Below are 24246 nucleotides of genomic sequence, written 5' to 3' on the forward strand. Positions count from 1 at the left end.
GGCGATTCCGCCCGCGCACCCGCGTGCGTCGGGGGTGGCCGACACAATTGTCCGCGGACCCGGCAAAATGAGCACCGTGAGTATTCAGGGAGCAACTGCAGTCGGCATCGCGAACGTCACCTCGGACGGCACCGTCCTCGACACCTGGTACCCCAGCCCCGAGCTGGGCGCATTCACCGAGACCGGCTCCAAGCGCGTGGACGCGACCGAGGTGCCCGAGTTCGCCGAGCTGCTCGGCGTCGACGCGGCGCGCGGCGTCGAGGTGATCGCGGTGCGCACCACGATCGCCGACCTGTCGGCGGCCCCGGTCGACGCGCACGACGTCTACCTGCGCCTGCATCTGCTCTCGCACCGTCTCGTGCGGCCGCACGGGGTGAACCTCGACGGCCAGTTCGGCCTGCTCAGCAATGTCGTGTGGACCAACCACGGCCCGTGCGCGGTGGACGGCTTCGAGCAGACCAGGCTGAAGCTGCGCGCCCGCGGGCCGGTCACCGTGCTCAGCATCGACAAGTTCCCCCGGATGGTCGACTACGTCGTGCCGTCGGGCGTGCGCATCGGCGACGCCGACCGGGTCCGCCTCGGCGCGCACCTGGCCTCGGGCACCACCGTCATGCACGAGGGCTTCGTCAACTTCAACGCGGGCACCCTGGGCAACTCGATGGTCGAGGGCCGAATCTCGGCGGGCGTCGTGGTCGGTGACGGCTCCGATATCGGCGGCGGCGCGTCCACCATGGGCACCCTGTCCGGCGGCGGCACCACCGTGATCTCGGTCGGTGAGCGCTCGCTGCTCGGCGCGAACGCGGGCCTCGGCATTCCGCTCGGCAACGACTGCGTCCTCGAGGCCGGCCTGTACCTGACCGCGGGCACCAAGGTCACCGGGCCCGACGGCACCGTGGTCAAGGCCGCGACCCTGGCAGGCCAGAACAACCTGCTGTTCCGCCGCAACTCCACCACCGGCGCGGTCGAGGTCGTCCCCCGCAAGGGCACCGGCATCGAGCTCAACGCCGCACTGCACGCCAACGACTGAGTTTCGTTCCCGGCGGCCCCGCACTCACCCGAGTGCGGGGCCGCTGTCGTTCGCGCCTGCGCCTGACCCGCCTGTCAGGCAAGCCCCACACCAGCACCGATGGTGAGTGACCCAGATCACCATCACAAACCCGCGCTCTCCCGCATCCCATGGTCGACCCAGATTTTCCCAGCAGGAGGCAGACGATGGACATCGTGGTGATCGGCGCAGGATACGCGGGAACCGTGGCGGCGAACCGGCTGGCGAAAAAGGTGCCGGAGGCCAGGATCACCGTGGTCAACCCACGGCCCGATTTCGTCGAACGGGTCCGGCTGCACGAGCAACTGGCCGGAACCGGAACGGCCGCGTCCCCACTCGCCGACATGCTCGCCCCCGCCATCGCGACCCGCGTGGCGGGCGCGGACAAGATCGGCGACGGCACCGTGACCCTCGACGACGGCACCGCGCTCGACTTCGACCACCTGTTCGTCGCGGTCGGCAGCACGGCGACGCCGCTGCCAGGCGCGATCCCGGTCGGCACGTGGGAGGGCGCCGAGCAGGCGGGCACGGCCTTGGCCGCACTGCCCGCGCACCGGACCGTCACCGTGATCGGGGGCGGACTGACCGGCATCGAGACCGCGGCGGAGATCGCGGAGGCCAGGCCGGACCTGCGAGTTCGGTTGGTGGGGGCCGAAATCGGTCCGAGCCTGTCGGCGGGCGGGCAGCGGCGCGTGCGGCGCGGATTGGGCAGGCTGGGCGTGGAGATCGTCGTCGACGCGGTCGAGCGCAGCGACAACGCAACGGTGTGGCTGCGCTCGGGCGGCGCACTCGAGTCGGACCTGACGCTGTGGGCGGTGGTGTCCGGAGTGCCCGACCTGGCCGCCCGCAGCGGACTCGCGGTGGACGCCGACGGCAGGGCGCTGGTCGACCCGTATCTGCGCAGCGTGACCGACCCGCGCGTCTTCGTCATCGGCGATTGCGCCGCCGTGCCGGGCGCGCGGATGGCCTGCGCGACGGCGGCACCGCAGGGCGCGCACGCGGTGGATACGCTGGTCCGGATGATCGAAGGACGTGAGCCACGGGCCTATTCGATGGGATACGGCGGCCAGGCGCTGAGCATCGGCAGGCGCGACGCCGTCGTCCAGTCCTCGCGCCGCGACGACAGCCCGCTGCCGGTGTCGTTCGCGGGCCGCGGCGCCGCGTTCACCAAGGAACGCATCGTCCGGTACGCCGCGTGGACCGCGCGCACCGGCAACAGCGTGTGGTTGAGCGGCCCGAAGCAATGACCACCGAGCACGAGCAGACCTTCGCCGAGAACCGGCGGCTGCTGTTCTCCATCGCCTACGAGATCCTCGGTTCGGTCGTCGACGCCGAGGACGTGCTGCACGACAGCTATCTGCGGTGGGTCGACGTCGATCTGGCTCCCGTCGAGAACCCGCGCGCCTACCTGGCCCAGATCATCACCAGGCAGGCGCTCGGCGTCCTGCGCTCGGCCGCGCGCAGGCGCGAGGAGTACATCGGGCCGTGGCTGCCCGAGCCCCTGGCCGCGGCGTCCGAGGGCGGGGTCGAGCACGTGCTGACCGGCGAGGCGGTGACCACCGCGATGCTGCTCGTGCTGGAGACCCTGACCCCGGTGCAGCGGGCGGTGTTCGTGCTCCGCGAGGTCTTCGCGTTCAGCTATGCCGAGATCGCGACGGCCGTCGGCAAGTCCGAAGCGGCGGTGCGGCAACTGAATCAGCGCGCCCGCGATCGCGTGCACGAGAAGCGCCACACCGCGATCGCGACACCGGCCGAGGCGCAGTCGGTGGCCGAGCGCTTCTCGATCGCGGCGGCCACCGGCGATGTGCAGGCGCTGATGGACGTGCTCGCCCCCGACGTGGTCTTCATCGGCGACGGCGGCGGCGTGGTCAGCGCGGTGCGCAGGCCGGTGTTCGGGCCGGACAAGGTGGCGCGGCTGGTCATCGGCCTGTTCCAGAAGGGCCAACGGCTCGGCGAACTGGGCGTGCACTTCGGCGTCTACAACGCGATGCCCACGGTCGCCGCGACCCTCGACGGCGTGCTCGACCAGGTGACCTCCATCGAGGTCACCGACGGCCTTGTCACGGCGGTGTACTGCGTGCGCAACCCCGACAAGCTCAGGACCGTGCGCATCCCGGAGTGACCCAGCCGATACTCGACTCCGCCCGCCCCGCGCAGTACGCTCGACTCCTATACGGAACCGTATAACTGGAGGAACGATGCCACTCCCGCCCGGCCAGCGCGCCGTCGAAGGCTTCCCCCGCTTCGGCACCCACCTCCATCACCCGCCGCCGCCGGTTCCCGAACACCCGGTGATCGAGATCGACGGCGCGGTGACGGCGCCGATCACCCTGTCCGAGACCGACCTCGCGCAGCTGCCGCGACAGACCATGGAAGCCGACTTCCACTGTGTCGCGGGCTGGTCGGCCACCGACCTGGTGTGGGAGGGCACCCCGTTCAAGACCTTCTACCACCTGCGGGTCGAACCGGCTCTGCGGCCGGGCGCGACGATCAGCCACGTCGTCTTCGAGGGTCTCGACGGCTACCAGTCGGTCGCCCTGTTCGAGGACGCCATGGCCGACGACGTGCTCATCGCCGACCGGCTCGACGGACAGCCGCTGAACAGCGACCACGGCGCCCCGATGCGGTTGGTGAGCCCTCGCCAGTACGGCTTCGTCAACACGAAGCACCTGTGCCGCATCGAATTCCACACCGCGCCGCCCGCCGACCCCGACAAATGGTCGCCCCTCGCCGCGCACCGCAGGGCTCGGGTCTGGGAGGAGGAACGGCACCGCTACCTGCCCGCCCGGGTGGTGCGGCCGATCTACCATCGCCTCATCGGGCCGATCCGCGCGCTGAGCGCCAGGGGCAGCGAGCAGCGGGCTCGGTGACGCGCGCGTCAGCCCAGTAGCTTCTTCTGCACCTTGCCCATGGCGTTGCGGGGCAGCGCGTCGACGAAACGGACCTCGCGCGGCCGCTTGTGCGCCGAAACCTGCGCGCCGACATGGGCGATCAGCTCGGCCCCGAGCTCGGCGGAACCGCCGTCGCGCGGCACGACGAACGCGACGATGCGCTGGCCGAGGTCGTCGTCGGGCAGGCCGACCACGGCGACCTCGGCCACCGCGGGATGGCCGAGCAAGGCGGTCTCGATCTCGCCGGCGCCGATGCGGTAGCCACCGGATTTGATGAGGTCGATGGACTCGCGCCCGACGATGCGATGGAAGCCGTCGGCATCGATGACGGCGACGTCACCGGTGCGGAACCAGCCGTCCTCGGTCCAGTCCGCCGCGGTGGCCTCGGGCCGATTGAGATATCCGTCGAACAGCATCGGCCCGCGGACCTGCAGCGCGCCGATGCTCTCCCCGTCGTGCGGGACGGGCGCGCCGGACTCGTCGCGCAGCCGGGTCTCCACGCCGCGGACGGGGGTGCCGACCCAGCCGGGTCTGCGCTCCCCGTCGGCGCGGGTCGACAGCGTGATCATGGTTTCGCTCATGCCGTAGCGCTCCACCGGCGGCTGCCCGGTGAGCTCGGCCAGCTTCTCGAATACCGGAACCGGCAGTGGCGCGCTGCCCGACACCAGCAGCCGTGCCTTGCCCAATTGCCGTGCCAGCTCGGGCTGTTCGACGATCCGCGACCACACCGTCGGCACCCCGAAGTACAGGCTGCCGCCCGCCGCGGCATACGCCTCCGGTGAGGGCTTGCCGGTGTGGACCACCGGACTGCCGACCCGCAGCGGGCCGAGCAGGCCGAGAATCAGCCCGTGCACATGGAACAGCGGAAGTCCGTGCACCAGTGTGTCTTTCCAGGTCCAGTCCCACGCCTCGGCGAGGGCGTCGAGCCCGGCGGCGATCGCCCCGCGGCTCAGCATCACACCCTTGGGCGACCCGGTGGTGCCCGAGGTGTAGAGGATGAAGGCCGTCGACGCGGGATCCGGTTCGGGATAGGTGTGCCAGGAGCGGGCGTGCAGGCGCACCGGCACGACCGGCAGCGCGGTCCCCTCCGGCGCGGCGCCGAGCCAGGCCTGCGCACCGGAATCACGCAGGATGTGCTCGAGTTCGGCCGCGCCGGAGTCCGGCGGCACCGGCACCACGGTCACCCCGGCGATCAGGCAGCCGACCACCGCGAGCACCGTGCGCACGGTCGGCTCGGCCAGCACCGCGACCCGGTCGGCGCGGGCGATGCGCTCGGCGACCGAGGTCGCCGCACCCAGCAGGTCGGAGCGCGACAGAGTGGCATCATCGATGGTGACGGCGTCGGGAATATCGGCCCCGGCGGCGATGGCGTTCGGATTCAGCGAGGCGAGCAGCAGCGGCGGACCGTAGGGCATCCGTCCACGCTAACGCGACGATGTTTCGGCGCTCCGCGCCGCCGTCCGTTGACTCCCCGACGACATGATGAGACATTCTCCATATAGTTCTCTCACCGATGAAGGGGTCAACGATGACCATCCTTGCTCGCGCACGTTCGGGTCGGACCGAACCGGCGGAATTCGACATCCGGGACTACGTCGACGGTTCGGCCGCCTTCTGGGGCGCGACCGCCAATGTGATCATGCAGCTCAGTCTGGCACCCGTCGGCTACGGTGTCGCGGAATCGCGAGTACACAGCGGCAGCATCATGAAGCATCCGGTGAAGCGAACACGCACCACCCTCACCTACCTGTCGGTGGCGCTGATGGGCACCGACGCCGATCGCGCCGCCTACCGGACCGCGATCAACGGCGCGCACAAGCACGTCCACTCCACCGCCGCGAGCCCGGTGAAGTACAACGCCTTCGACAAGAACCTGCAACTGTGGGTGGCCGCCTGCCTGTACTGGGGCTCGGTCGACGTGATGAACCGCGTCTACGGCCCCATCGACGACGACATCGCCGACACCTTCTACGAGTACGCCCACCACCTCGGCACCACCCTGCAGGTGCCGAAGGCGATGTGGCCTGCCGACCGCGCCGCGTTCGACGCCTACTGGGCCGCGAATCTGCCGCTGACCAGCGTCGACCCCACCATCAAGGCCTACTTCGACGCCCTGCTCGACCTGAAGATGGTCAGCCCGCCGTTGCGGCTGCCGTTCGCCCGGTTCCACCGCTGGTTCACCACCGGTCTGCTCCCCCGGCACATCCGCGACGAACTCGGCCTCACCTGGACCGAGCGTGACGAGCGCGCGCTGAACCGGCTGATGCGCGCCAGCGGCGTGGTGTGGGGCCGGATGCCGCGGCTGGTCCGCAATTTCCCGTTCAACGCGACCCTGGCCGACATGCGCCGCCGCAACCGCAGGGGCAAGCCGCTGATCTGATCGGCACTCCCGCGCGCCTCCCCCGCTGACCTGCGACTTTCGGGTTTCATTCCCGACAATCTGATCGCCGACGTCGCAGAACCGGAGGAACGCTCGTGAGTATTCGAACACTGACAGGGTGCGTGGCGGCGGTCGCCGTCGGTCTCGCGATCGCCGCGCCCGCCGCCAACGCCGACGAGGACCCGACCACGGTGCCGTCGCGAACCGCCATCTCGCTGCGCACACCCGGCGGATTCGGCTGGGGCACAGCCAATGAGCACGAATCGCGCTCGGCGCTGTCGATGTCCAAGCTCTACATCGTCGACTACGCGCTGCGCCACGGAGACGGCTCGCCGGAGGACCGGGCGCTGTCGGAACGGATGATCCGCGACTCCGACGACGGCGCCGCCACCCAGCTGGCCGCCAAGTATCCGCAGGCCATCGAGGCGACCGCGGGCGAATACGGATTGCGCCAGACCCACGGCACCGCCGACTGGGGCCGGTCGAGCACCAGCACCGCCGATATCACCGATTTCCTGGTCGCCAAGCAGCGCACCGACCCCGGCTCGCCGATCTTCGAGTGGATGGCGGGCGCGAGCAATACCGCCGCCGACGGCACACCCCAGAACTGGGGCACCGCCCAGCTGCCCGGCGTGCAGGGCAGCAAGTGGGGCTGGTCGGATGTGGGCGCCCCCGAGGTCGCGTCCGCGTCCTTCGGGACCGGCTTCTCGGTGGCCGCGCACACCTACGGCACCCCGGCAGACCAGTCCGCGGATGTGCTCGACGCACTGCCCGCGCTGATCGTGCGCCTGGTGGTCGGCCCGCACTAGCCCATGTGCGGGTAGCGGTGGCCGGTCGGCGGGACGAAGGTTTCCTTGATCACCCGCGGGGCGACCCAGCGCAGCAGGTTCAGCGGGGATCCCGCCTTGTCGTCGGTGCCGGAGGACCTGGCGCCGCCGAAGGGCTGCTGACCGACCACCGCGCCCGTCGGCTTGTCGTTGATGTAGAAATTGCCCGCCGCGAAACGCAGTGCGGCGCTCGCCTTCTCGATCACCGCGCGGTCCTGGGCGAAGACGGCGCCGGTGAGCGCGTACGGTGACGTCGAATCCACCTCGGCGAGAATCACATCGAAGGCGTCGGGTGCGTCGTCGTCGTAGACGTACACCGGCAGGATGGGCGCGAAGTACTCGGTGCTGAAGGCCTCGTCGCGCGGGTCGTCGGCGATCAGGACGGTCGGGCGGACGAACCAGCCGACGCTGTCGTCGTAGGTGCCACCCGCCGCGATGGTGATGCCCGCGTCCCTGGCCCGCTCGATCGCGGTGACCCCCTTGTCGTAGGCGCGCTGATCGATCACCGCCCCACCGAAATTCGCGAGATCGGCGACATCGCCGTAGCTGATCTCCTCGACCGCGGCCAGGAACTTCTCGCCCATCGTCCGCCACAGCGACCGCGGTACATAGGCGCGGGAGGCGGCCGAGCACTTCTGGCCCTGATACTCGAAGGCGCCGCGAATCATGGCGGTGGACAAGGCATCCGGGTCGGCCGAGGGATGGGCGAGGATGAAATCCTTACCGCCGGTCTCGCCGACCAGCCGCGGATAGGCGTCGTAGCCACCGATATTCTCGCCGACCTGGTGCCAGAGGTGCTGGAAGGTCTTGGTCGAACCGGTGAAGTGGATACCGGCAAGGCGCGAATCGGCCAGCGCGACCTCCGAGAGATTCCGGCCGTGGCCGGTGATCAGGTTGATCACGCCGGGCGGCAGCCCAGCGGCCAGCAGGATCCGCATCGTGACCCACGCCGCGAGTGTCTGCGCGGAGGACGGTTTCCAGATCACCGTATTGCCCATCAGCGCGGGGGCGGTGGGCAGATTGCCCGCGATGGCACTGAAGTTGAACGGGGTGATCGCGTAGACGAAACCCTCCAGCGGCCGGTGGTCCATCCGGTTCCAGACACCGGGACTCGACTGCGGCTGCCACTCGAGCAGCTGCCTGCCGTAGGCGACATTGAACCGCCAGAAATCGACCAGTTCGCACGGCGCGTCGATCTCGGCCTGCACCGCCGACTTCGACTGCCCGAGCATGGTCGCCGCTGCGACGGTCTCCCGCCACGGCCCCGCCATCAGGTCAGCGGCCCGCAGGAAAACCGCGGCCCGCGCGTCGAAGGACATCTCCCGCCACTGCGGCCCCGCGGCGATGGCCGCCTCGATCGCGTCGCTGGCCTCCTCATGCGTGGCATCGGTATAGGTGCCGAGCACCAGCGACCGCCGATGCGGCGCCACGATCCCGTGCCGCTCCCCCTCCCCGCTCCGCTGCTGCCCGCCGATCACCAGCGGCACATCCACACACTCCCCCGCGATCTCCCCCAACCGCGCCCGCAGCCGGTCCCGCCCCGCCGTCCCCGGCGCATACGACTGCGCGGGCTCGTTCGCGGGCACCGGAACCACCGTGACAGCGTCCATACCCCGAGGCTATCGCCGTTGCGCCATGATCGCCCGGATCAAAGTGTCGCTCGGCGCGTGACCGGTCAGAAGGGCGCCTGCTGCCACCAGTCGTCGCGGGTCTCCTCGAAGGTGTGGCCGGGCCAGGACACCTCGACCACCGAGTTGGCGCTGAATACATTGCCGCGCTCCCTGGCGGCCAGCGTGAACGGTGCGGCGGGGTCGCGGGGCCGGTAGACCGCCAGGCTGGTGTGGTGCAGCTCGCGGATGGTGTCCTCGGTGGTGTGGCGGGCGAGGTAGGCCTCGGCGTCGGCGGCGGTCGGGTACTCGGTGTACCAGGCGAGCACGCCGTTGGCGTCGGTGCAGGTGATCTGGCGCAGCGGCGCCGGGTCGCCGGGCAGGACCACCAGCGAGGGCGTCGCCGAACAGGTCGCGTCGCGCCAGCCGCGGCCGTCCGGCCGTAGCGGGATCAGGTCGGTGAAGCCCGACGCGACCGACTCGTGCGCACCCCAGGTCGGGGCGGGCGGCACGCGGGTGGGCCGCACGAACTTCCAGTAGATCGCGCCGACACCGACGATGCCGACACCGGCGACCATGGCGAGTACGAGCAAGGTCACCGCGAGTGCCCGCCATCGCGACGACACCGCCTTGCGCGGCGGAGTGGTCGCGCCGCGGTGCGGGCCGTAGCCGCGCTGCGCCGGACTGTCGGCGGCCGCACCCCAGCCGGGTGCGCCGGCGAGCGGCAGTTGCGGGGCCGAATCAGGGGGCGCGACAAGCGTTGCCATTGTCGGGCTCGAATTCGACGGCGCCACCGGCCACTGCGGCGCGGATCCGTGTCGCGCTTGACCGTGCGCAGCCTGTGTATGCGGTACCGATGGATTCGGCGCCTGCGCGTTCGGCCGCGATGCGTTCGGCGCCGGAGCGTTCACTCCCTGCGCGTTCGATCCTCGAGCACTCGGTGCCGAGAAGTCCGGCGTCTGAGCATTCGGCGCGGGGGCGCCTGGTGCCTGGGCATTCAGGACGGTGTGCGACGCGGGTATATCCGAGGCAGGTCGCATCGCGCCGATGGCCGCCTCCGCGAACTCCGCACAGCTGCCGAATCTTTCGGCCGGATCCTTCGCCATGGCGCGAGCGATCACCGCGTCGATACTTGCAGGCAGAGCGGGAACTGTCGCGGACGCGCGCGGCACCGGCTTGCTCAGGTGGGCGGCGACCACCGCCCCGGGATTGTCTGCGAGGAACGGGCTTTCACCCGTGAGTAGCGTGAACAGGGTGCAGCCGAGGGAGTACTGGTCGGCGCGGTGGTCGACCGGGGCGCCGGAGAGCTGTTCCGGGGAGGCGTAGGCGAGGGTCGCCAGGAAGGCGCCGGTGCGGGTGAGCTGGCGGGCGTCGCCGCGCAGGCGTGCGATGCCGAAGTCGGTGAGCAGGACGCGGTCACCGGTGCGGGCGGCAGCGAGCAAGATGTTGGCGGGCTTCACATCCCGGTGCAGGACGCCGCGTTCGTGGGCGTAGTCCAGCGCCTCGGCGGTCTGGGCGACGATGTCGATCGCGCGGGCGGGATCCAGTGGCGTGCCGCGGAACACCGACGCGTCGGTGCCGTCGACGTACTGCATGGAGATCCACATCAGCCCGTCCTCGACGCCGCGATCGAGGACCGACACGATGCCGGGATGATCGAGATGCGCCGACACATCGGCCTCGCGCTCGAACCGCCCGCGCACCTCCGGGTCCGAATACAGTTCGCGATTCAGCAGTTTCAGCGCCACCTGCCGCGGCAGCCGCGGATGCGCCGCCAGGTAGACGGTGCCCATCCCACCCCTGCCGAGCAGCCGTTCGATCCGATACCCGGCGAACACCGTGCCCGCGCCGAATTCCACCCCGTGCATCCGTGACGAGCCTTCCGATCTCCACCGCTCCGACTGCCGGACCATAGCCGATCCGGCAGCCGGAACGCGAGATCAGCCCAGATCGTCGGCGATGATGCGTTCGATATTGCGTTCGGCCAGCGCGGTGATGGTGACGAACGGGTTCACGCTGGTGTTGCCGGGGATCAGCGCGCCGTCGATGACGTAGAGACCCTGGTAGCCGTGCAGGCGGCCGTAGTTGTCGGTGGCCTCGTCGAGCACGCAGCCGCCGAGCGGGTGATAGGTGAAGTCGTCACCCCAGGTCTTGTAGACGCCGAACAGGTCAGTGCGGTAGATCGTGCCTTCCTTCTTGTTGATCTTGTCGAAGATCCGCTTGGCCGCGTCGATCGAGGACTGGGCCCAGGCGGTCTGCCAGTTCAGGTCCACCTTGCCGGTGCCGGAGTTGAAGGTGAACTTCCCCCGGTTCGGGTTCTTCGTGATCGCCAGGTACAGGCTCACATACGTCTCGATGCCGGACGGGAACGGCGCGACCTCGGCGAAGGCCGGACCGCCCGCGTCGGCCCAGTTGTCGATGCCGAGGCACGGCATGGCCGACTGCAGGCTGCCGGTGGCGTCCCACATGTGGTTGGCGCGACCGACCATGACATTGCCGTTGTTGCCCCATTTCTGGCCGACCGCGTCGGACAGATTACGCAGCTGCCCTTTGGCTTTCATGGCGACGAGCAGCTTGCTGGTGCCCACGCTGCCCGCCGCGAAGAAGACCCGGTCCGCGACAACCTTTTTGGTGGCGGTGGTGCGGCCCTGGGTGTCGATCTGGGCCATCTCCACCTCGTAGCCGCTGCCGCTCGGCGTGACCGAGGTGACCATGTGCTGGGCGGCGATCGTCACCTTGCCGGTGCCGGTGGCCGCCGCCAGGTAGGTCTTGTCCAGCGAGCGCTTACCCGCGTTGTTGCCGTAGATCACCTCACCGGCCAGCGCGGACCGGCGCACCGTGTTCGCCTGTTCCTTCTTCATGTACTCGAAGTCGTAGACGTTGGGCACGAAAGTCCAGCCGAAACCGGATCTTTCGGCATGCTTGCGGCCCACCCGCGCGAATTGGTAGCACTCGGCCGACTCGAACCAGTTCTTGTCGATGGTGTTCACCCCGAGCGCGCTGTTGGCGCGCGGGTAGTAGGTGGCATACATCTCGTCGGCGTTCACCGAGGGCAGGATCGCGGCGAAGTTCTCCCGCTTGGGCGTCACCGCCATGCCGCCGTTGACCAGCGACCCGCCGCCGACGCCGCGGCCCTGGTAGACGCGGATGCCGCCGAAGCCCTCGGAGTCGAGGACACCGGTGTAGCGGTCGATGTCCTTGTTGTAGGAACCACCCAGGAAGTAGCCGACCGGCTGATCGGTGGTCTCGCGCAGCCAGTAGGACCGGCCGTCGGGTTTCAGTACCGGACAGAAGATGTCGCCGTCGGGCCCCGGCTTGGTCCAGGACATCCCCATCTCGGCGACCAGCACGTCGATCCCGGCCTGGGCCAGGCGCAGCGCCGCGACCGAACCGCCGTAGCCGCTGCCGATCACCAGGGCGGGCACCTTGTCGCCGTCGGCCGCGGGGGCGGCGGTCGCGACGGCACGACCCGCCAGCGCGGCCGCGCCTAGCGTGAAACCTGTTGCAGCTAGAAACCTGCGGCGAGTAACACCGCCGGTGTATCGGTTACTACCTGGCTTTTCATACAAGAATTCACGCACTGTGCGGCTCCTCATCGAGACTGCAATGAGAACCTGTTATACCGAGACTTGCAGTGAAACAAACCCGTTTCGAACAAACGAAACCCCGGGCACCTCGGTGCCCGGGGTTTGCGGAAGTGGTGGATCAGACCAGTCGTTCGGCCGCGGCGGCCACCCGTTCGTCGGTCGCGGTGAGCGCGATGCGCACATGTTCGGGCGAGCGCGGACCGTAGAAATCGCCGGGGGCGGCGAGGATTCCACGCTCGGCGAGCCAGTCCAGGGTGACCCGGCACGGTTCACGGCGGGTAGCCCACAGGTAGAGCCCGGCGTCGGAGTGATCGATCCGGAAACCAGCCTCCTGCAACGCTTTTCGCAGGATTTCGCGGCGCGCGCGGTACCGTTCGCGCTGCTTCGCCTCGTGTTCGTCGTCGCCCAGCGCGGCGGTCATGGCGGCCTGGATCGGGAACGGCAGCATCATGCCGGAGTGCTTGCGCACCTCGAGCAGTTCGGCGACCAGTTCCGGGTCGCCCGCGACGAATCCGGCGCGGTAGCTGGCCAGATTCGAGGTCTTCGACAGCGAGTGGATCGCCAGCAGACCGGTGTGGTCGCCGTCGCAGACGCGCGGGTCGAGGATCGAGAGGGCCTCACCCTCCCAGGTCAGACCCAGGTAGCACTCGTCGGAGGCGACGATCGCGCCGCGCTCGCGAGCGAACGCGACCACCTTGCGCAGGTGCTCGACGCCGAGCACCTTGCCGGTCGGGTTCGACGGCGAGTTCACGAAGATCAGCGCCGGGTTCTGCGGGCCGATCTGGGTGAGACCGTCCGCCCGCCACGGCTTCGCGCCCGCCAGCAGCACGCCGACCTCGTAGGTCGGGTAGGCGATCTCGGGGATCACCACCAGATCGTTCGCGCCGAGGCCGAGCAGCCGCGGCAGCCCCGCGATGAGCTCCTTGGTGCCGATCACGGGCAGCACGGCGGCCTCGTCGACGCCGGTGACACCGAACCGGCGGGCCAGCGCCGAGACGGCGGCGGCGCGCAGCTCAGGGGTGCCGTGCGTGGTCGGGTAGCCGGGCACCACGGCGACCGAGTTCAAGGCCGCCTGGATCAGCGGATCGACCGGGTCGACCGGGGTGCCGACAGAAAGGTCGACAAGCCCACCGGGATGCGCCGCCGCTTTCTCCTTGACCGCGGCGATCGTGTCCCAGGGGAAATCGGGCAGCAGACTGCTGACCCTCATTCTTCTGCCATGGGGGGCAGCGCCTTGATGAAGGGCGGGTCGAAATCGACTACCCCCACCTTGGTCGCGCCGCCGGGCGAACCCAGCTCGTCGAAGAAGTCGACGTTGGCGTTGATGTAACCGCTCCACTGGTCCGGGGTGTCGTCCTCGTAGAAGATCGCCTCCACCGGGCAGACCGGCTCACACGCACCACAGTCAACGCACTCGTCGGGTTGGATGTACAGCATGCGACCACCCTCGTAGATGCAATCCACGGGGCATTCCTCGATGCACGCCTTGTCCTTCACGTCAACGCACGGTTCAGCGATGATGTACGGCACTGCCGTTCTCCTAGTCTGTCCTCACCTGCGGTGGTACTCCGCCACCCGAAACCCTATCCCGAGACCATGCCTCAGTCCCAGGTCAGCCTGCCCTAACTCGCGCTCCCGATCAGCCGATCACTCTTTACCTTCGCAGTATGGGGCCCTAGATTTGGTGCAAGGAACTCGTTGTCTCCGTGCGACGAAGGGACTCGCCATGAGTACGGCGGAAGATCGTGCGGCCGCGCTGGATCTGGTTGCCCGGCTCAAATCCTCCTATCCCGAGCTTCCCGATGCGCCTGCTCCGGACCTTCTCGACCACGCACGTCTGTGGGCGTACCTCAAGACCGATCACGATGTGGGCGGTGAACCCGATTCTCCCATCACCTACGAGAACAAGCAGTACGAGACGTGGGAGCACAACACCTATGTGATCTGCGAGGTGCTGGCCTGGCGGGGGATCTGGCTGTCCGAGGAGCGGCGCCGGATCGGCAATGTCGACCTCGGACGCACCATGTACCTCGGCCTTCCGTACTACGGCAGGTGGTTGCTCGCCGTCGCCCGGGTGCTGGCCGAGAAGCAGCACATCGGGCTGACCGAGCTGAGTGAGCGGATGCTCGAGGTCAAGGCGCGCTACGAGGGCGGCCTGGCCGGGAGAACGCCGACGGCCGAGCCGAAGTTCGCGGGGGACGGCTCGCAGGTCGAGCGCAACAGCCATCACATCGACGCGGTCGGCAAGGGCGACCCGCAGGTGTTCGCGGGTCGTGCGGGCGAGGCGAGGTTCCGGGTCGGCGATCAGGTGCTCGTGCGGGAACTGCCCGCGCTGTTCTACACCCGCACGCCGGAATACGTGCGCGGCGCGGTCGGGGAGATCGCCGCGCTCGCCTACGAAAGCCCGGCCCCCGAGGACGAGACGTGGGACCGGCACGGTGCGAAACCCGAGTGGTTCTATGTCGTCGAGTTCACCCTGTCGCGACTGTGGGACGCCTACACCGGGATCGGCACCGACGTACTGCGCACCGAGATCCCCGAACGGTGGCTGGTGATTCCATGACCGGCCACGATCACGATCACGATCACGAACGTACCGTCGCACCGATGGTCGACGAGATCACCGATTTCGAAGTGCTGGAGATCGCACTGCGCGAGCTGTGCATCGAAAAGGGAATCTTCACCGCCGAGGAACACCGGCGGTTCACCGAATTCGCCGAACAGATCGGCCCGACGCCCGCTGCGCGCCTGGTAGCCAAGTCCTGGCTCGATCCGGGCTTCAAGGCGCTCGCGCTCGCCGAACCGATGACCGCGAGCAAGGAAGTCGGCGTGGACTGGCTGGAGCCGACAGGTTTCGGCACACCGAGCGACTTCACGGCGTTCTCGATCCTCGAAGACACCCCGACCTTGCACAACGTGATCGTGTGCGCCCTGTGTTCGTGCTATCCGCGACCGATCCTCGGCAACTCACCCGAGTGGTATCGCACGCCCAACTACCGGCGGCGCATGGTCCGCTGGCCACGCCAGGTGCTGTCCGAGTTCGGGCTCACCCTGCCCGAGGACGTGGCGGTGCGCGTGCAGGACTCGAACCAGAAGCACCGCTTCATGGTGATGCCCCTGCGCCCCGCCGGCACCGACGGCTGGGACGAAGATCAGCTCACCGAAATCCTCACCCGCGACTGTCTGATCGGCGTCGCCCTGCCCAAGCCTGGCGTCACCACGAACGTGATCACCGCTACCCGCCCGGCCGTCCACCCGGTCACCGAGCAAGGGAGCGGGCGATGAGTACGCCCCACGACATCGAGCCGCTGAAAGCCATCGTCGAACGCAACCAGGTATGGCCGCGAATGGCCGCCGCATACGGTGTGGGCAACCCCGTACCGCCATGGAAGACCAGCCTCGACGGAATCTGCGACGCCATGGACCACGCCCGATGCGGCGCCGACATCCCGGATTTCCAGCGCAGGCGCGACGAAGAGGACGCGCTCTCGGCGACCCTCTATGCCAGCCTGCCCTACCCCGAGAACCAGCTCGTCGCCCTGGCGCATTCCTTGGTGGCACGCGGCATCATCGACGAGCACGAACTCCAGGAACGCCTCGACACCATCCGAGCCCGCCTCGAATCCTGACCTCGGGCGCGGATCTTTCGCCGCTAACTGACGGTCAGCGGCAGGGCCACAGGTTTCGCCTCCACCGTTCCGTAGACGGTGGTGCGTTCGCGAACGGGCCGGTGGATGCCTGCGGCGATCTCGGTGAGTTCGGCGACCGTTTTGGCCGAGCCGTGCTGGGAGCCGGCCATGCGAGAGATGGTTTCCTCCATGAGGGTGCCGCCGAGGTCGTTGGCGCCGCCGGTGAGCATCATCTGGGTGCCGACGGTGCCGAGCTTGACCCAGCTGGTCTGGATGTTGTCGATGCGGCCGTGCAGCATGATGCGGGCCAGGGCGTGGACCGCGCGGTTGTCGCGATTGGTCGGGCCGGGGCGGGCCGCGCCCGCCAGGTAGAGCGGGGCGCTCTGGTGGACGAACGGCAGCGGGACGAACTCGGTGAAGCCGCCGGTCTCGTCCTGGATGCCACGCAGGACGCGCAGGTGGCCCACCCAGTGCTTGGGGTTGTCGACGTGGCCGTACATCATCGTCGAGCTGGACGGGATGCCCAGCCGATGCGCGGTGGTGATCACTTCGATCCAGGCCGAGGTGGGCAGCTTGCCCTTGGTGAGGACCCAGCGGACCTCGTCGTCGAGGATCTCGGCCGCGGTGCCCGGGATGGAGTCCAGCCCGGCCTCTTTCAGCGCCGAGAGCCAGTCGTGGATGCTCTGGCCGCCGCGGGAGGCGCCGTTGACGATCTCCATCGGGCTGAACGCGTGCACGTGCATCGAGGGGACGCGGGCCTTGATCGCGCGGACCAGATCGGCGTAGCCGGTGACGGGCAGCTCGGGGTCGATGCCGCCCTGCATGCAGATCTCGGTGGCGCCGTCGACGTGCGCCTCCCAGGCGCGGTCGGCGACCTCGTCGGTGCTGAGGGTGAAGGCGTCGGCGTCGCCCTTGCGCTGGGCGAACGCGCAGAACCGGCAGCCGGTGTAGCAGATGTTGGTGAAGTTGATGTTCCGGTTCACCACGTAGGTGACGTCGTCGCCGTTGACGGTGCGGCGCAGTGAATCGGCCAGTGCCGCAATGGCATCCATGTTCACACCGTCGGCGGTGGCCAGCGCGAGATACTGGTCGTCGGTGAGTCCGGCCGGGTCCTTCTCGGCGGCGCGCAGGGCGTCGAGCACATCCGAATCGAGCCGCTCCGGCGCGGTGACGGCCAGGTCGCGGGCGTGTTCGCGGATGGTCTCCCAGTCGCCGAACGCGCCGACGACCTCCTGGCCGAGCCCGGAATCGCTGCGGCTGTCGGTATTACGGCCCTCGGTGTCGATGGCGGTGTTGAGGTCGACGCGGCCCGCCGAGTCCCACGATTCGTCGGGTTCCTGCCAGGGCAGGCCGACCGGCAGCGCGTCGGGCCTGGCCAGGCCGGTCGCCGGATCGGTGAGCGCGGCGACGTGCGCGCCGATGCGCGGATCGATCCACGGGTGCCCGGCGCGCACGTACTTCGGATGCGCGGAGGTGCGCTCGACCAGGGTGAATCCGGCGGATTCGGTGATCTCGCGCAGGGTGTCCAGGTTCGGCCACGGGCGCTCGGGGTTCACGTGGTCGACCGTCACCGGCGACACCCCGCCCCAGTCGTCGATACCCGCGTCGATCAGGGCGCGGCAATCGCTGTGCGAGACCAGGTTCGGCGGCGCCTGCACCGGAACATCCGGCCCGAGAAGCAGTCTCGTCACCGCGACGGTCGCCAGGAACTCGGCGACATCGGCGTCGGGGGCATCGCGCATGGCGGTGTCGTCCTTGGCGCGGAAGTTCTGCACGATCACTTCCTGGATGTGCCCGAACTCGCGGTGCTGCTTGCGGATCGCCATGATCGACTCGGCGCGCTCGGTGAGCGTCTCGCCGATGCCGACCAGGATGCCGGTGGTGTAGGGCACCGAGAGCCTGCCCGCGTCGGTGATCGAGCGCAGCCGCACCGCCGGGTCCTTGTCGGGACTGCCGTAGTGGCACTGGCCCTTCTCGGTGAACAGCCGCGTCGAGGTGGTCTCGAGCATCATGCCCATCGACTGCGCGACCGGCTTGAGCCGGGCGATCTCGGCCCAGCTCATCACACCGGGGTTCAGATGCGGCAGCAGGCCGGTCTCCTCGAGTACGAGGATGGAGACGGCGCGCAGGTAGTCCAGGGTGGAGTCGTAGCCGCGTTCGTCGAGCCACTGCGCGGCCTCCGGCCAGCGGTCCTCCGGCCGGTCACCGAGGGTGAACAGGGCTTCCTTACAGCCCAGCGCCGCGCCCTGCCTGGCGATCTCGAGCACCTCGTCGGGCTCGAGGAACATGCCGTGGCCCTCGGCGCGCAGCTTGCCCGGCACGGTGACGAACGTGCAGTAGTGACATTTGTCCCGGCACAGCTTGGTGAGCGGGATGAACACATTGCGCGAGTAGCTGATCGTGCGGGGGCGGCCCGCCGATTCCAGGCCGGCATCACGGACCCTGACCGCGCTCGCGCACAGGTCGGCGAGGTCGTCGCCGGTGGCGTGCAGCAGGACGGTGGCCTCGTCGACATTCAGGGTGACACCGTCGCGGGCCCGGCGCAGCGCCCGGCGCATCGCGGCGGGACTAGGCGGCGGTAGGGGAACGCTCGGGTTCGGAAGCTCGGTCACCCCGTCGATCATGCGCTACTTCTTTCCCGAACGTGCGGTCGGCTGGTCACGGGCCCGCTGCGGGCACGCGGTGGTCGTCCTCGTCGGACGACAACCCTCCGCACGACCGCACATATTCCCGAGGGGGTGATCTCACCGCCCCCGCATGAAACCATGGCACCATGTCGCTGCCGCGCTCCACCATTCTGGCCGAACCGGCCTGGCGTCCGAGTTCCAAGGCCAAGCTGCTGTGGGCGCTGGAGAACGCGATCGGGATCGGGTTCCTGTGCGTGGCGCTCGCGGTGTGGGTGCTGCTCGACGCGGACCGGCGCGGATGGCAGGTGGCGGCGGGGTTGGTGATCATCGCGCTCGCGGTGCTCGGGGTGGTCGTCGTGCCGCTGTGGCGGTACGCGGTGCATCGGTGGGAGGTCACCGACGAGGCCGTGTACACGCGGGTCGGGTGGCTGGATCAGGAGTCGCGGGTCGCGCCGATCTCGCGGGTGCAGACCGTCGACACCGAGCGCGGGCCGCTGGAACGGATGCTGGGGCTGGCCACCGTCACCGTCACCACCGCGTCCTCGGCGGGCGCGGTGAAGATCAGCGCGCTCGATCTGCCCGCGGCCGAGCAGACCGTGGCCCGGCTGGCCGCCATCGCCGCCCAGCATCGCGGGGACGCGACGTGACCGAGTCCGCGACGCAGCTCACCGACTGGCAGCGGCTCGATCCGCGCATGCTGCTGGTGTATCCGGTCACCGAGATCATGAAATACATTCCGGTGCTGCTCGGCTCGGTCATCGTCGGCACCACCAGCGGCAACCCGCTGTGGACGCTGATCCCGGTGACGCTGGTCGCCGCGTACGGCGTCGCCCGCTGGTTCACCACCTCCTATCGCATCGACGCCGATCACGTGCAGTTGCGCAGCGGGATCGTGCAGCGGCGCACGCTGTCGGTGCCGCGGCCGCGGATCCGGTCGGTGGATGTGGAAGCCGATCTGCTGCACCGGATTCTGGGTCTGGCGGTGCTGGCCATCGGCACCGGGAAGCAGACCGACAAGGGCGAGGAGTTCAAGCTCGACGCGCTCGACATCAGCCGCATCCCCGCCCTGCGCGCCGAACTGCTCGCGCACACCGGGCAATACGTGCCGGATCAGACCGATTCCGCTATGGCGCATCATGTCTCACCTGCGGATACCGCCGCCGAGGCGGGCATCGAGATCGGGCACTGGAAGGCAGCGTGGGTGCGCTACGCGCCGCTGTCGCTGACCGGTCTCGCGGTGGTCGCGCCGATCGCGGGCATCGGCGCCCAGTACGGGCTCATCGACGTGGTGTCGAGATCGTCCGCCGTGCAACACATCGACGACGAGAGCGCACCGATCGCGGCGATCGTCATCTCCGGACTGATCTTGCTCTCGGTGATCCTGGTGAGCGCCGCCGCGTGCGCGCAGTACCTCGCCACCTGGTTCGGGCTGCGCGTCATCGACAACGGCGTCACCCTGCACCTGCGCCACGGACTGTTCACCACCCGCCAGATCACCCTCGACCTGGCACGTTTCCGCGGCGCGACACTCAACGATCCCCTGCTGCTGCGCGCCGCCAAGGCCGCGCAGCTGGAAATGATCATGACCGGCGAGAATCCACGCCAGAAGATCCTGCCCCAGGCGCCACGCGCCGCCGTCGAACGCACCCTCGACGAACTGCTCCGCACCCGCCGCAAGCCGGGCGGGCACAACGGCGGTGAGCAGCCGGAACAGCCCGAATCGGCGCACCCCGCCACACCGACGTCACTGACAAAGCATGCGAATCACGCTGCGCCACAACCGATCACCGGCACCACCCTGGGCACGATCGACCTGGTCAAGCACGGTCCGGCCGCGCGTCGCCGCCGCTATACGAAGGCCGCGTGGCCGATCGGCGTGCTGGTCGCCGTGCTGATCGTCCTCGCCGTCACCACCGGTCCGCTGCCCGCCTGGATCTGGTCGGTGCCCGCCGTGTTCGCCGTCACCAACGCCGTGCTCGCCGAGGACCGCTACCGCAACCTCGGCCACCGTGTCCTGCCCGGCAGCACCGGACCCACCTGGCTGATCACCCGCCGCGGCAGCCTCGACCGCAACCGCGACTGCCTGGAGGCACCCGGCATCATCGGCTGGACCATCCGCCGGACCTACTGGCAGCGCAGGGCAGGCCTGGCCACGGTGGTCGCCGCGACGGCGGCGGGCAAGAAGGCCTACCAGGTCGTCGACATTCCCATCGCCCAGGCCGTCGCGCTGATCGACGCCGTCACGCCCGGCCTGCGCGGCGCGCGCTGATCCGCCGGTCGCACCGAGTGTCCGCCCGCTGCCGATGTGGGCGCGGCGTAGCCTCCTAAGAGGTGTTGTGGTGCGGACGGAGGGCGGTTCGTGGAGTTCACCGAGGTCATCGAAACGGCGGGCAAGTTGCTCGACGTGGCCGGTGTCGCCGCCATCGTCATCGGCGGACTGGTCGGGACGATCAGATTCGTCCGGGAGCTGGCCGGTCGCGGGGACTTCGACCGCGCGTACAGCACCTACCGGCGCGGGCTCGGCCGGGCCATCCTGCTCGGGCTGGAATTCCTGGTCGCCGCCGACATCATCCGCTCGGTCGCCATCTCGCCGAGCTTCACCAGCGTCGGCGTGCTGGCGATGATCGTGCTGGTGCGAACCTTCCTCAGCTATTCGCTGCAGCTCGAACTGACCGGGCAGTGGCCGTGGCAGCACCCGAAATCCGATCCATCGACGGTCGCCTCGCCGTGAGCGGACCGGCACAGGCGAACGGCCGGGAGTCCATGACTCCCGGCCGTTGCGTGTACCGCGGAAATCAGACCGCGACGGCTTCCTTCGACGGTTCTTCCTGACCCGCGACAGCTTTCGTATCGCGCATCAGGATGACCGCGAGTACCGCGGCGGCCAGCGAGGCGAGGGCGCCGACACCGAAGGTGACCTGCATGGCGGTGCAGAAGGCGTCCCTGGCCAGCCCGATGACGGTGTCGTCGCCGGTGCCGACCGCGCCCGCGATCGACTCCTTGGCCGCGGCGGGCGCCGAATCCGGCATGGCGCCGGCGAAGGTACCGGCCAGCACGGCGCCGAGCACCGCGACACCGAGGGCGGCGCCCGCCTGCTGGATGGTGTCGTTGAGCGCCGACCCGACGCCGGCGTGATCCTCGGGCACCGCGCTCATCAGCGCGCCGATCGCGGCGGGCATCGCCAGGCCGCCACCGGCGCCGAGCAGCGCCATCGCGACGGCGGGCAGGGTGAAGCTCGCACCGGCGTCCAGCGTCGCGAGCACCGCGAAGCCCGCGGCGACGACGACCAGACCCGCGATGGTGACGATCCGCGCGCCCAGCTTGCCGACCAGCACCGCGCCGATGCCGTTGGCGACGAGCAGGGTGATCGCCATCGGCGTGAAGGCCAGGGCGGTCTCCATCGGCGAGTAGCCGAGGACGAACTGCAGGTACTGGGTGAGCACGAGCACCAGGCCGCCGTTGGCGAAGGTCACCAGGACCAGCGAGAAACTGGAGCCGGTGAAGGTGCGGTTGCGGAACAGCTGCAGCGGGACCATCGGCGAATCGGTGCGCAGTTCACGAATCACGAAGGCGCCGAGGGCGAGCACGGTCACGGCGAAGCCGGTCAGCACACCGCGGTCGGTCCAGCCCGCGTGCGGCACCGAGATGATGGTCCACACCAGCGCGGTCATACCGATGATCGAGGTCAGCATGCCGGGGAAGTCGGGCTTGCGCCACGGGCCCTTCGATTCCGGCATCAGCGCCAGCGCGGCCACGATGGCGACCGCGGCGATCGGCACGTTCATCACGAACACCGAACCCCACCAGAAGTGATCGAGCAGCACACCGCCGACGACCGGACCACCGACCATGCCGACGGTCGCCACCGCGCTCCACGCGCCGATGGCCTTGGGCCGCTCGTCGTCGTCGAAGACGGTGATCAGGATCGACAGGGTGCTCGGCATGATCAGCACGCCACCGATGCCCATCAGCGCACGGCCCGCGATCAGCAGCTCGGCGCTGCCCGCATAGGCGGCCAGCAGTGACGCGCCGCCGAAGAGCACCAGGCCGATCACCATCACCAGCCTGCGGCCGAACCGGTCCGACAGGCTGCCCGAGGTGAGCAGCAGGCCGGCGAACACCAGCAGGTAGGCGTCGATGATCCACTGGATCTGCTGGGAACTCGCGCCGAGGTCGGTGGCGATCTGCGGGATGGCGACGGTGAGGACCATGTTGTCCACGATCAGCACCAGCGAGCTCAGGCACAGCACGATCAGGATCAGCCAGCGGCGGGGATTGCGGACCCTCTCGTCCGCGGAAGTCGTTGTGAGCATCATGCTCTCCTCTCGAAGTTCTCCGCACGCCGTGCGGGCATGTCGAACACTGTACGGCTACGCGTACGATGTTCGCAAGGGGAACGTTGTACGATGTCCGTACAGTGCACGTGATCACCCACCGGAGGAGGCACGCGATGGCCGCGGCCAGCACGAACTCGAACGAGATCGCATCGGTCTGGACCAGGCCCACCCGCGAACGGCGCGACCAGCCCGCGCTCAGCCGGGACCAGATCGTGGCCGAGGCGATCAGCCTGCTCGACGCCGAGGGCTTCGACGCACTGAGCATGCGCAAGCTCGGCGCGCGGCTCGGCGCGGGCGCGACCTCGCTCTACACCCACGTCGCGAACAAGGACGAACTACTGGAACTGGTCGTCGACCAGGTCATCGGCGAGGTCAAGGTCCCACGGCCCGACCCGCAGGACTGGCGCGCACCGATGCACGAGCAGGCCGACGCCCTGCGCGCGACTCTGCTGACGCACCCGTGGATCACGATCGTGCTGAGCAACGCGGCCCTGACCTACCTGGGGCCCAACATGATGCGGCTGACCGACTCGATGCTCGCCATCGTGGAGGCGGGCGGCTTCGACGACGAGGTCGTCGACGTCACCACCAACACGGTCTTCCAGTTCATCGTCGGCTCCAGCGCCAACGAAGCGGCCATGGTGATGACCGTCGCCCGCAGCGGGCTGCCCACCCAGCAGTGGGTCGACCGGGTGATGGCCGCCAGCGCCGCGGCGTCGACGCAGTACCCACGCCTGCACCGGCGCTACGTCGACCAGCGTCCGCAGGTCGTGGCCGAAGCGGCGGCCGGGGTGGTCAGCAGGTTCACCCAGGCCATCGATCTGATCCTGGACGGCGCCGAAACCCGGCGCGGCTGACTCAGCTCGACCGGAACAGACCGAAATTCGCGCGGTAGTAGAGGTAGGCGAGCGGCGCGAGCACCCCGCAGGCCAGCAGGAGCAGGGTGCGTCCGTCGCTGCCGAGCAGCACGTCACCACCGGGCCCGCGCGAGGAGGCGACGAGGAATCCGAAGACCCACACCACGATCGGGGCGAAGGTGAAGCCGAGCCGGTCGGTCACCGATTCCATGCCGTAGACCAGGGCCACATTGATCGGCGCCGCCAGCAGCGCGGCCACCGGAAACGCGAGGGTGCCGACATAGAGCGGCAGGAACAGCACCTCGAGTGCCAGGGTGATCAGCGCGTCGGCGAGCAGCAGTACGACGATCAGACCCGAGATCACCGGGTCGAGCCGGGCGGGCAGGCGCACGGACCGCAGCACAGCGGTGGGGGTGCCTGCGGGCTGATCGGAGTCGGTCACCATGGCGGCGAGTCTAT

At 69.2% G+C, this 24246-nt stretch carries 22 protein-coding genes; 13 read left to right on the plus strand and 9 right to left on the minus strand.

The window, feature by feature from the left end; translation table 11 throughout:
• The first annotated feature begins 76 nt into the window (after nucleotides 1–76).
• From dapD to ACWF9G_RS23150, 4 genes are all read left to right on the plus strand, one after another.
• Nucleotides 77–1027: a 2,3,4,5-tetrahydropyridine-2,6-dicarboxylate N-succinyltransferase gene (dapD, locus tag ACWF9G_RS23135; protein WP_379310445.1), complete on the plus strand. Its 951-nt coding sequence runs from the start codon at nucleotides 77–79 to the stop codon at nucleotides 1025–1027.
• Nucleotides 1028–1212: 185 nt separating this feature from the next.
• Nucleotides 1213–2292 (plus strand): NAD(P)/FAD-dependent oxidoreductase, encoded by a 1080-nt coding sequence (locus ACWF9G_RS23140; protein WP_452517835.1) that lies wholly within the window; start codon nucleotides 1213–1215, stop codon nucleotides 2290–2292.
• The gene (locus ACWF9G_RS23145) at nucleotides 2289–3167 is read left to right on the plus strand and encodes an RNA polymerase sigma-70 factor (protein ID WP_452517837.1); all 879 of its coding nucleotides are present in this window, start codon (nucleotides 2289–2291) and stop codon (nucleotides 3165–3167) included. The genes ACWF9G_RS23140 and ACWF9G_RS23145 overlap by 4 nt, the downstream gene beginning before the upstream one ends.
• A 76-nt stretch (nucleotides 3168–3243) precedes the next feature.
• Entirely contained in the window at nucleotides 3244–3915 is a 672-nt protein-coding gene (locus tag ACWF9G_RS23150) for a molybdopterin-dependent oxidoreductase (protein WP_452517839.1), read from the plus strand.
• An 8-nt stretch (nucleotides 3916–3923) separates the two neighbouring features.
• On the opposite strand, the gene ACWF9G_RS23155 is transcribed toward ACWF9G_RS23150, so the two are convergent.
• Nucleotides 3924–5351 (minus strand): acyl-CoA synthetase, encoded by a 1428-nt coding sequence (locus ACWF9G_RS23155; RefSeq protein ID WP_452517841.1) that lies wholly within the window; start codon nucleotides 5349–5351, stop codon nucleotides 3924–3926.
• 113 nt (nucleotides 5352–5464) lie between these two features.
• Here ACWF9G_RS23155 and ACWF9G_RS23160 point away from each other — a divergent pair, with 113 nt between their 5' ends.
• Both ACWF9G_RS23160 and ACWF9G_RS23165 read left to right on the plus strand, forming a co-directional pair.
• Nucleotides 5465–6316: an oxygenase MpaB family protein gene (locus tag ACWF9G_RS23160; RefSeq protein ID WP_452517843.1), complete on the plus strand. Its 852-nt coding sequence runs from the start codon at nucleotides 5465–5467 to the stop codon at nucleotides 6314–6316.
• Between the two features lie 95 nt (nucleotides 6317–6411).
• The gene (locus ACWF9G_RS23165; protein ID WP_452517845.1) at nucleotides 6412–7125 is read left to right on the plus strand and encodes a hypothetical protein; all 714 of its coding nucleotides are present in this window, start codon (nucleotides 6412–6414) and stop codon (nucleotides 7123–7125) included.
• Here ACWF9G_RS23165 and pruA read toward each other — a convergent pair.
• From pruA to fdxA, 5 genes are all read right to left on the minus strand, one after another.
• Nucleotides 7122–8753 carry an L-glutamate gamma-semialdehyde dehydrogenase gene (gene pruA, locus ACWF9G_RS23170; RefSeq protein ID WP_452517847.1) on the minus strand — a complete coding sequence of 544 codons (1632 nt, stop codon included), beginning with the start codon at nucleotides 8751–8753 and terminating at the stop codon, nucleotides 7122–7124. The two genes, ACWF9G_RS23165 and pruA, sit on opposite strands and share 4 nt — an antisense overlap.
• Nucleotides 8754–8818: 65 nt before the next feature.
• Nucleotides 8819–10618: a protein kinase domain-containing protein gene (locus ACWF9G_RS23175; protein WP_452517849.1), complete on the minus strand. Its 1800-nt coding sequence runs from the start codon at nucleotides 10616–10618 to the stop codon at nucleotides 8819–8821.
• A 72-nt stretch (nucleotides 10619–10690) separates the two neighbouring features.
• Nucleotides 10691–12331, minus strand: a complete 1641-nt coding sequence (locus ACWF9G_RS23180) for a GMC oxidoreductase (RefSeq protein ID WP_452517851.1) — start codon at nucleotides 12329–12331, stop codon at nucleotides 10691–10693.
• Nucleotides 12332–12455: 124 nt separating this feature from the next.
• A complete protein-coding gene (dapC, locus tag ACWF9G_RS23185) occupies nucleotides 12456–13547 on the minus strand; it encodes a succinyldiaminopimelate transaminase (RefSeq protein WP_452517853.1) in 1092 nt (363 codons plus the stop codon).
• Nucleotides 13544–13867, minus strand: a complete 324-nt coding sequence (fdxA, locus tag ACWF9G_RS23190; protein WP_379028119.1) for a ferredoxin — start codon at nucleotides 13865–13867, stop codon at nucleotides 13544–13546. The genes dapC and fdxA overlap by 4 nt, the downstream gene beginning before the upstream one ends.
• 196 nt (nucleotides 13868–14063) lie before the next feature.
• Here fdxA and ACWF9G_RS23195 point away from each other — a divergent pair, with 196 nt between their 5' ends.
• The 3 genes from ACWF9G_RS23195 to ACWF9G_RS23205 are packed head-to-tail and all read left to right on the plus strand — an operon-like array spanning nucleotide 14064 to nucleotide 15966.
• Nucleotides 14064–14900 (plus strand): SH3-like domain-containing protein, encoded by an 837-nt coding sequence (locus ACWF9G_RS23195; RefSeq protein ID WP_452517855.1) that lies wholly within the window; start codon nucleotides 14064–14066, stop codon nucleotides 14898–14900.
• Entirely contained in the window at nucleotides 14897–15622 is a 726-nt protein-coding gene (gene scnC / locus ACWF9G_RS23200; RefSeq protein ID WP_452517857.1) for a thiocyanate hydrolase subunit gamma, read from the plus strand. Before ACWF9G_RS23195 ends, scnC begins: the two co-directional genes overlap by 4 nt.
• Complete coding sequence (locus ACWF9G_RS23205; protein WP_452517859.1) at nucleotides 15619–15966, plus strand: thiocyanate hydrolase; 348 nt, start codon at nucleotides 15619–15621, stop codon at nucleotides 15964–15966. The genes scnC and ACWF9G_RS23205 overlap by 4 nt, the downstream gene beginning before the upstream one ends.
• A gap of 23 nt (nucleotides 15967–15989) precedes the next feature.
• Here ACWF9G_RS23205 and ACWF9G_RS23210 read toward each other — a convergent pair whose 3' ends face one another.
• Nucleotides 15990–18590 (minus strand): bifunctional FO biosynthesis protein CofGH, encoded by a 2601-nt coding sequence (locus ACWF9G_RS23210; protein ID WP_452517861.1) that lies wholly within the window; start codon nucleotides 18588–18590, stop codon nucleotides 15990–15992.
• A 149-nt stretch (nucleotides 18591–18739) separates the two neighbouring features.
• On the opposite strand from ACWF9G_RS23210, the gene ACWF9G_RS23215 reads away from it, so the two are divergent.
• From ACWF9G_RS23215 to ACWF9G_RS23225, 3 genes are all read left to right on the plus strand, one after another.
• A complete protein-coding gene (locus ACWF9G_RS23215) occupies nucleotides 18740–19240 on the plus strand; it encodes a PH domain-containing protein (protein ID WP_379310461.1) in 501 nt (166 codons plus the stop codon).
• Between the two features lie 47 nt (nucleotides 19241–19287).
• The gene (locus tag ACWF9G_RS23220; protein WP_452517928.1) at nucleotides 19288–20862 is read left to right on the plus strand and encodes a PH domain-containing protein; all 1575 of its coding nucleotides are present in this window, start codon (nucleotides 19288–19290) and stop codon (nucleotides 20860–20862) included.
• A 90-nt stretch (nucleotides 20863–20952) separates the two neighbouring features.
• On the plus strand, nucleotides 20953–21324 hold the full coding sequence (locus tag ACWF9G_RS23225) for a DUF1622 domain-containing protein (RefSeq protein ID WP_452517862.1): 372 nt from the start codon (nucleotides 20953–20955) through the stop codon (nucleotides 21322–21324).
• Nucleotides 21325–21388: 64 nt separating this feature from the next.
• On the opposite strand, the gene ACWF9G_RS23230 is transcribed toward ACWF9G_RS23225, so the two are convergent.
• A complete protein-coding gene (locus ACWF9G_RS23230; RefSeq protein ID WP_452517864.1) occupies nucleotides 21389–22909 on the minus strand; it encodes an MFS transporter in 1521 nt (506 codons plus the stop codon).
• 134 nt (nucleotides 22910–23043) lie between these two features.
• Between ACWF9G_RS23230 and ACWF9G_RS23235 the strand changes: the two genes are divergently transcribed.
• Nucleotides 23044–23787, plus strand: a complete 744-nt coding sequence (locus ACWF9G_RS23235) for a TetR/AcrR family transcriptional regulator (RefSeq protein WP_379309301.1) — start codon at nucleotides 23044–23046, stop codon at nucleotides 23785–23787.
• 1 nt (nucleotide 23788) lies between these two features.
• Here ACWF9G_RS23235 and ACWF9G_RS23240 read toward each other — a convergent pair whose 3' ends face one another.
• The gene (locus ACWF9G_RS23240; protein ID WP_452517867.1) at nucleotides 23789–24232 is read right to left on the minus strand and encodes a hypothetical protein; all 444 of its coding nucleotides are present in this window, start codon (nucleotides 24230–24232) and stop codon (nucleotides 23789–23791) included.
• Between the last annotated feature and the right edge of the window lie 14 nt (nucleotides 24233–24246).

The sequence above is a fragment of the Nocardia sp. NPDC055029 genome (assembly GCF_053608525.1).

Coding starts and splice junctions, on each gene's coding strand:
- pruA (WP_452517847.1), bottom strand. CDS start 8,753: ATGGACGCTGTCACGGTGGTTCCGGTGCCCGCGAACGAGCCCGCGCAG.
- ACWF9G_RS23215 (WP_379310461.1), top strand. CDS start 18,740: ATGTCGCTGCCGCGCTCCACCATTCTGGCCGAACCGGCCTGGCGTCCG.
- ACWF9G_RS23240 (WP_452517867.1), bottom strand. CDS start 24,232: ATGGTGACCGACTCCGATCAGCCCGCAGGCACCCCCACCGCTGTGCTG.
- ACWF9G_RS23150 (WP_452517839.1), top strand. CDS start 3,244: ATGCCACTCCCGCCCGGCCAGCGCGCCGTCGAAGGCTTCCCCCGCTTC.
- scnC (WP_452517857.1), top strand. CDS start 14,897: ATGACCGGCCACGATCACGATCACGATCACGAACGTACCGTCGCACCG.
- ACWF9G_RS23160 (WP_452517843.1), top strand. CDS start 5,465: ATGACCATCCTTGCTCGCGCACGTTCGGGTCGGACCGAACCGGCGGAA.
- ACWF9G_RS23145 (WP_452517837.1), top strand. CDS start 2,289: ATGACCACCGAGCACGAGCAGACCTTCGCCGAGAACCGGCGGCTGCTG.
- ACWF9G_RS23195 (WP_452517855.1), top strand. CDS start 14,064: ATGAGTACGGCGGAAGATCGTGCGGCCGCGCTGGATCTGGTTGCCCGG.
- ACWF9G_RS23210 (WP_452517861.1), bottom strand. CDS start 18,590: ATGATCGACGGGGTGACCGAGCTTCCGAACCCGAGCGTTCCCCTACCG.
- dapC (WP_452517853.1), bottom strand. CDS start 13,547: ATGAGGGTCAGCAGTCTGCTGCCCGATTTCCCCTGGGACACGATCGCC.
- ACWF9G_RS23175 (WP_452517849.1), bottom strand. CDS start 10,618: ATGCACGGGGTGGAATTCGGCGCGGGCACGGTGTTCGCCGGGTATCGG.
- ACWF9G_RS23205 (WP_452517859.1), top strand. CDS start 15,619: ATGAGTACGCCCCACGACATCGAGCCGCTGAAAGCCATCGTCGAACGC.
- ACWF9G_RS23220 (WP_452517928.1), top strand. CDS start 19,288: ATGCTGCTGGTGTATCCGGTCACCGAGATCATGAAATACATTCCGGTG.
- ACWF9G_RS23230 (WP_452517864.1), bottom strand. CDS start 22,909: ATGATGCTCACAACGACTTCCGCGGACGAGAGGGTCCGCAATCCCCGC.
- ACWF9G_RS23235 (WP_379309301.1), top strand. CDS start 23,044: ATGGCCGCGGCCAGCACGAACTCGAACGAGATCGCATCGGTCTGGACC.
- ACWF9G_RS23155 (WP_452517841.1), bottom strand. CDS start 5,351: ATGCCCTACGGTCCGCCGCTGCTGCTCGCCTCGCTGAATCCGAACGCC.
- ACWF9G_RS23140 (WP_452517835.1), top strand. CDS start 1,213: ATGGACATCGTGGTGATCGGCGCAGGATACGCGGGAACCGTGGCGGCG.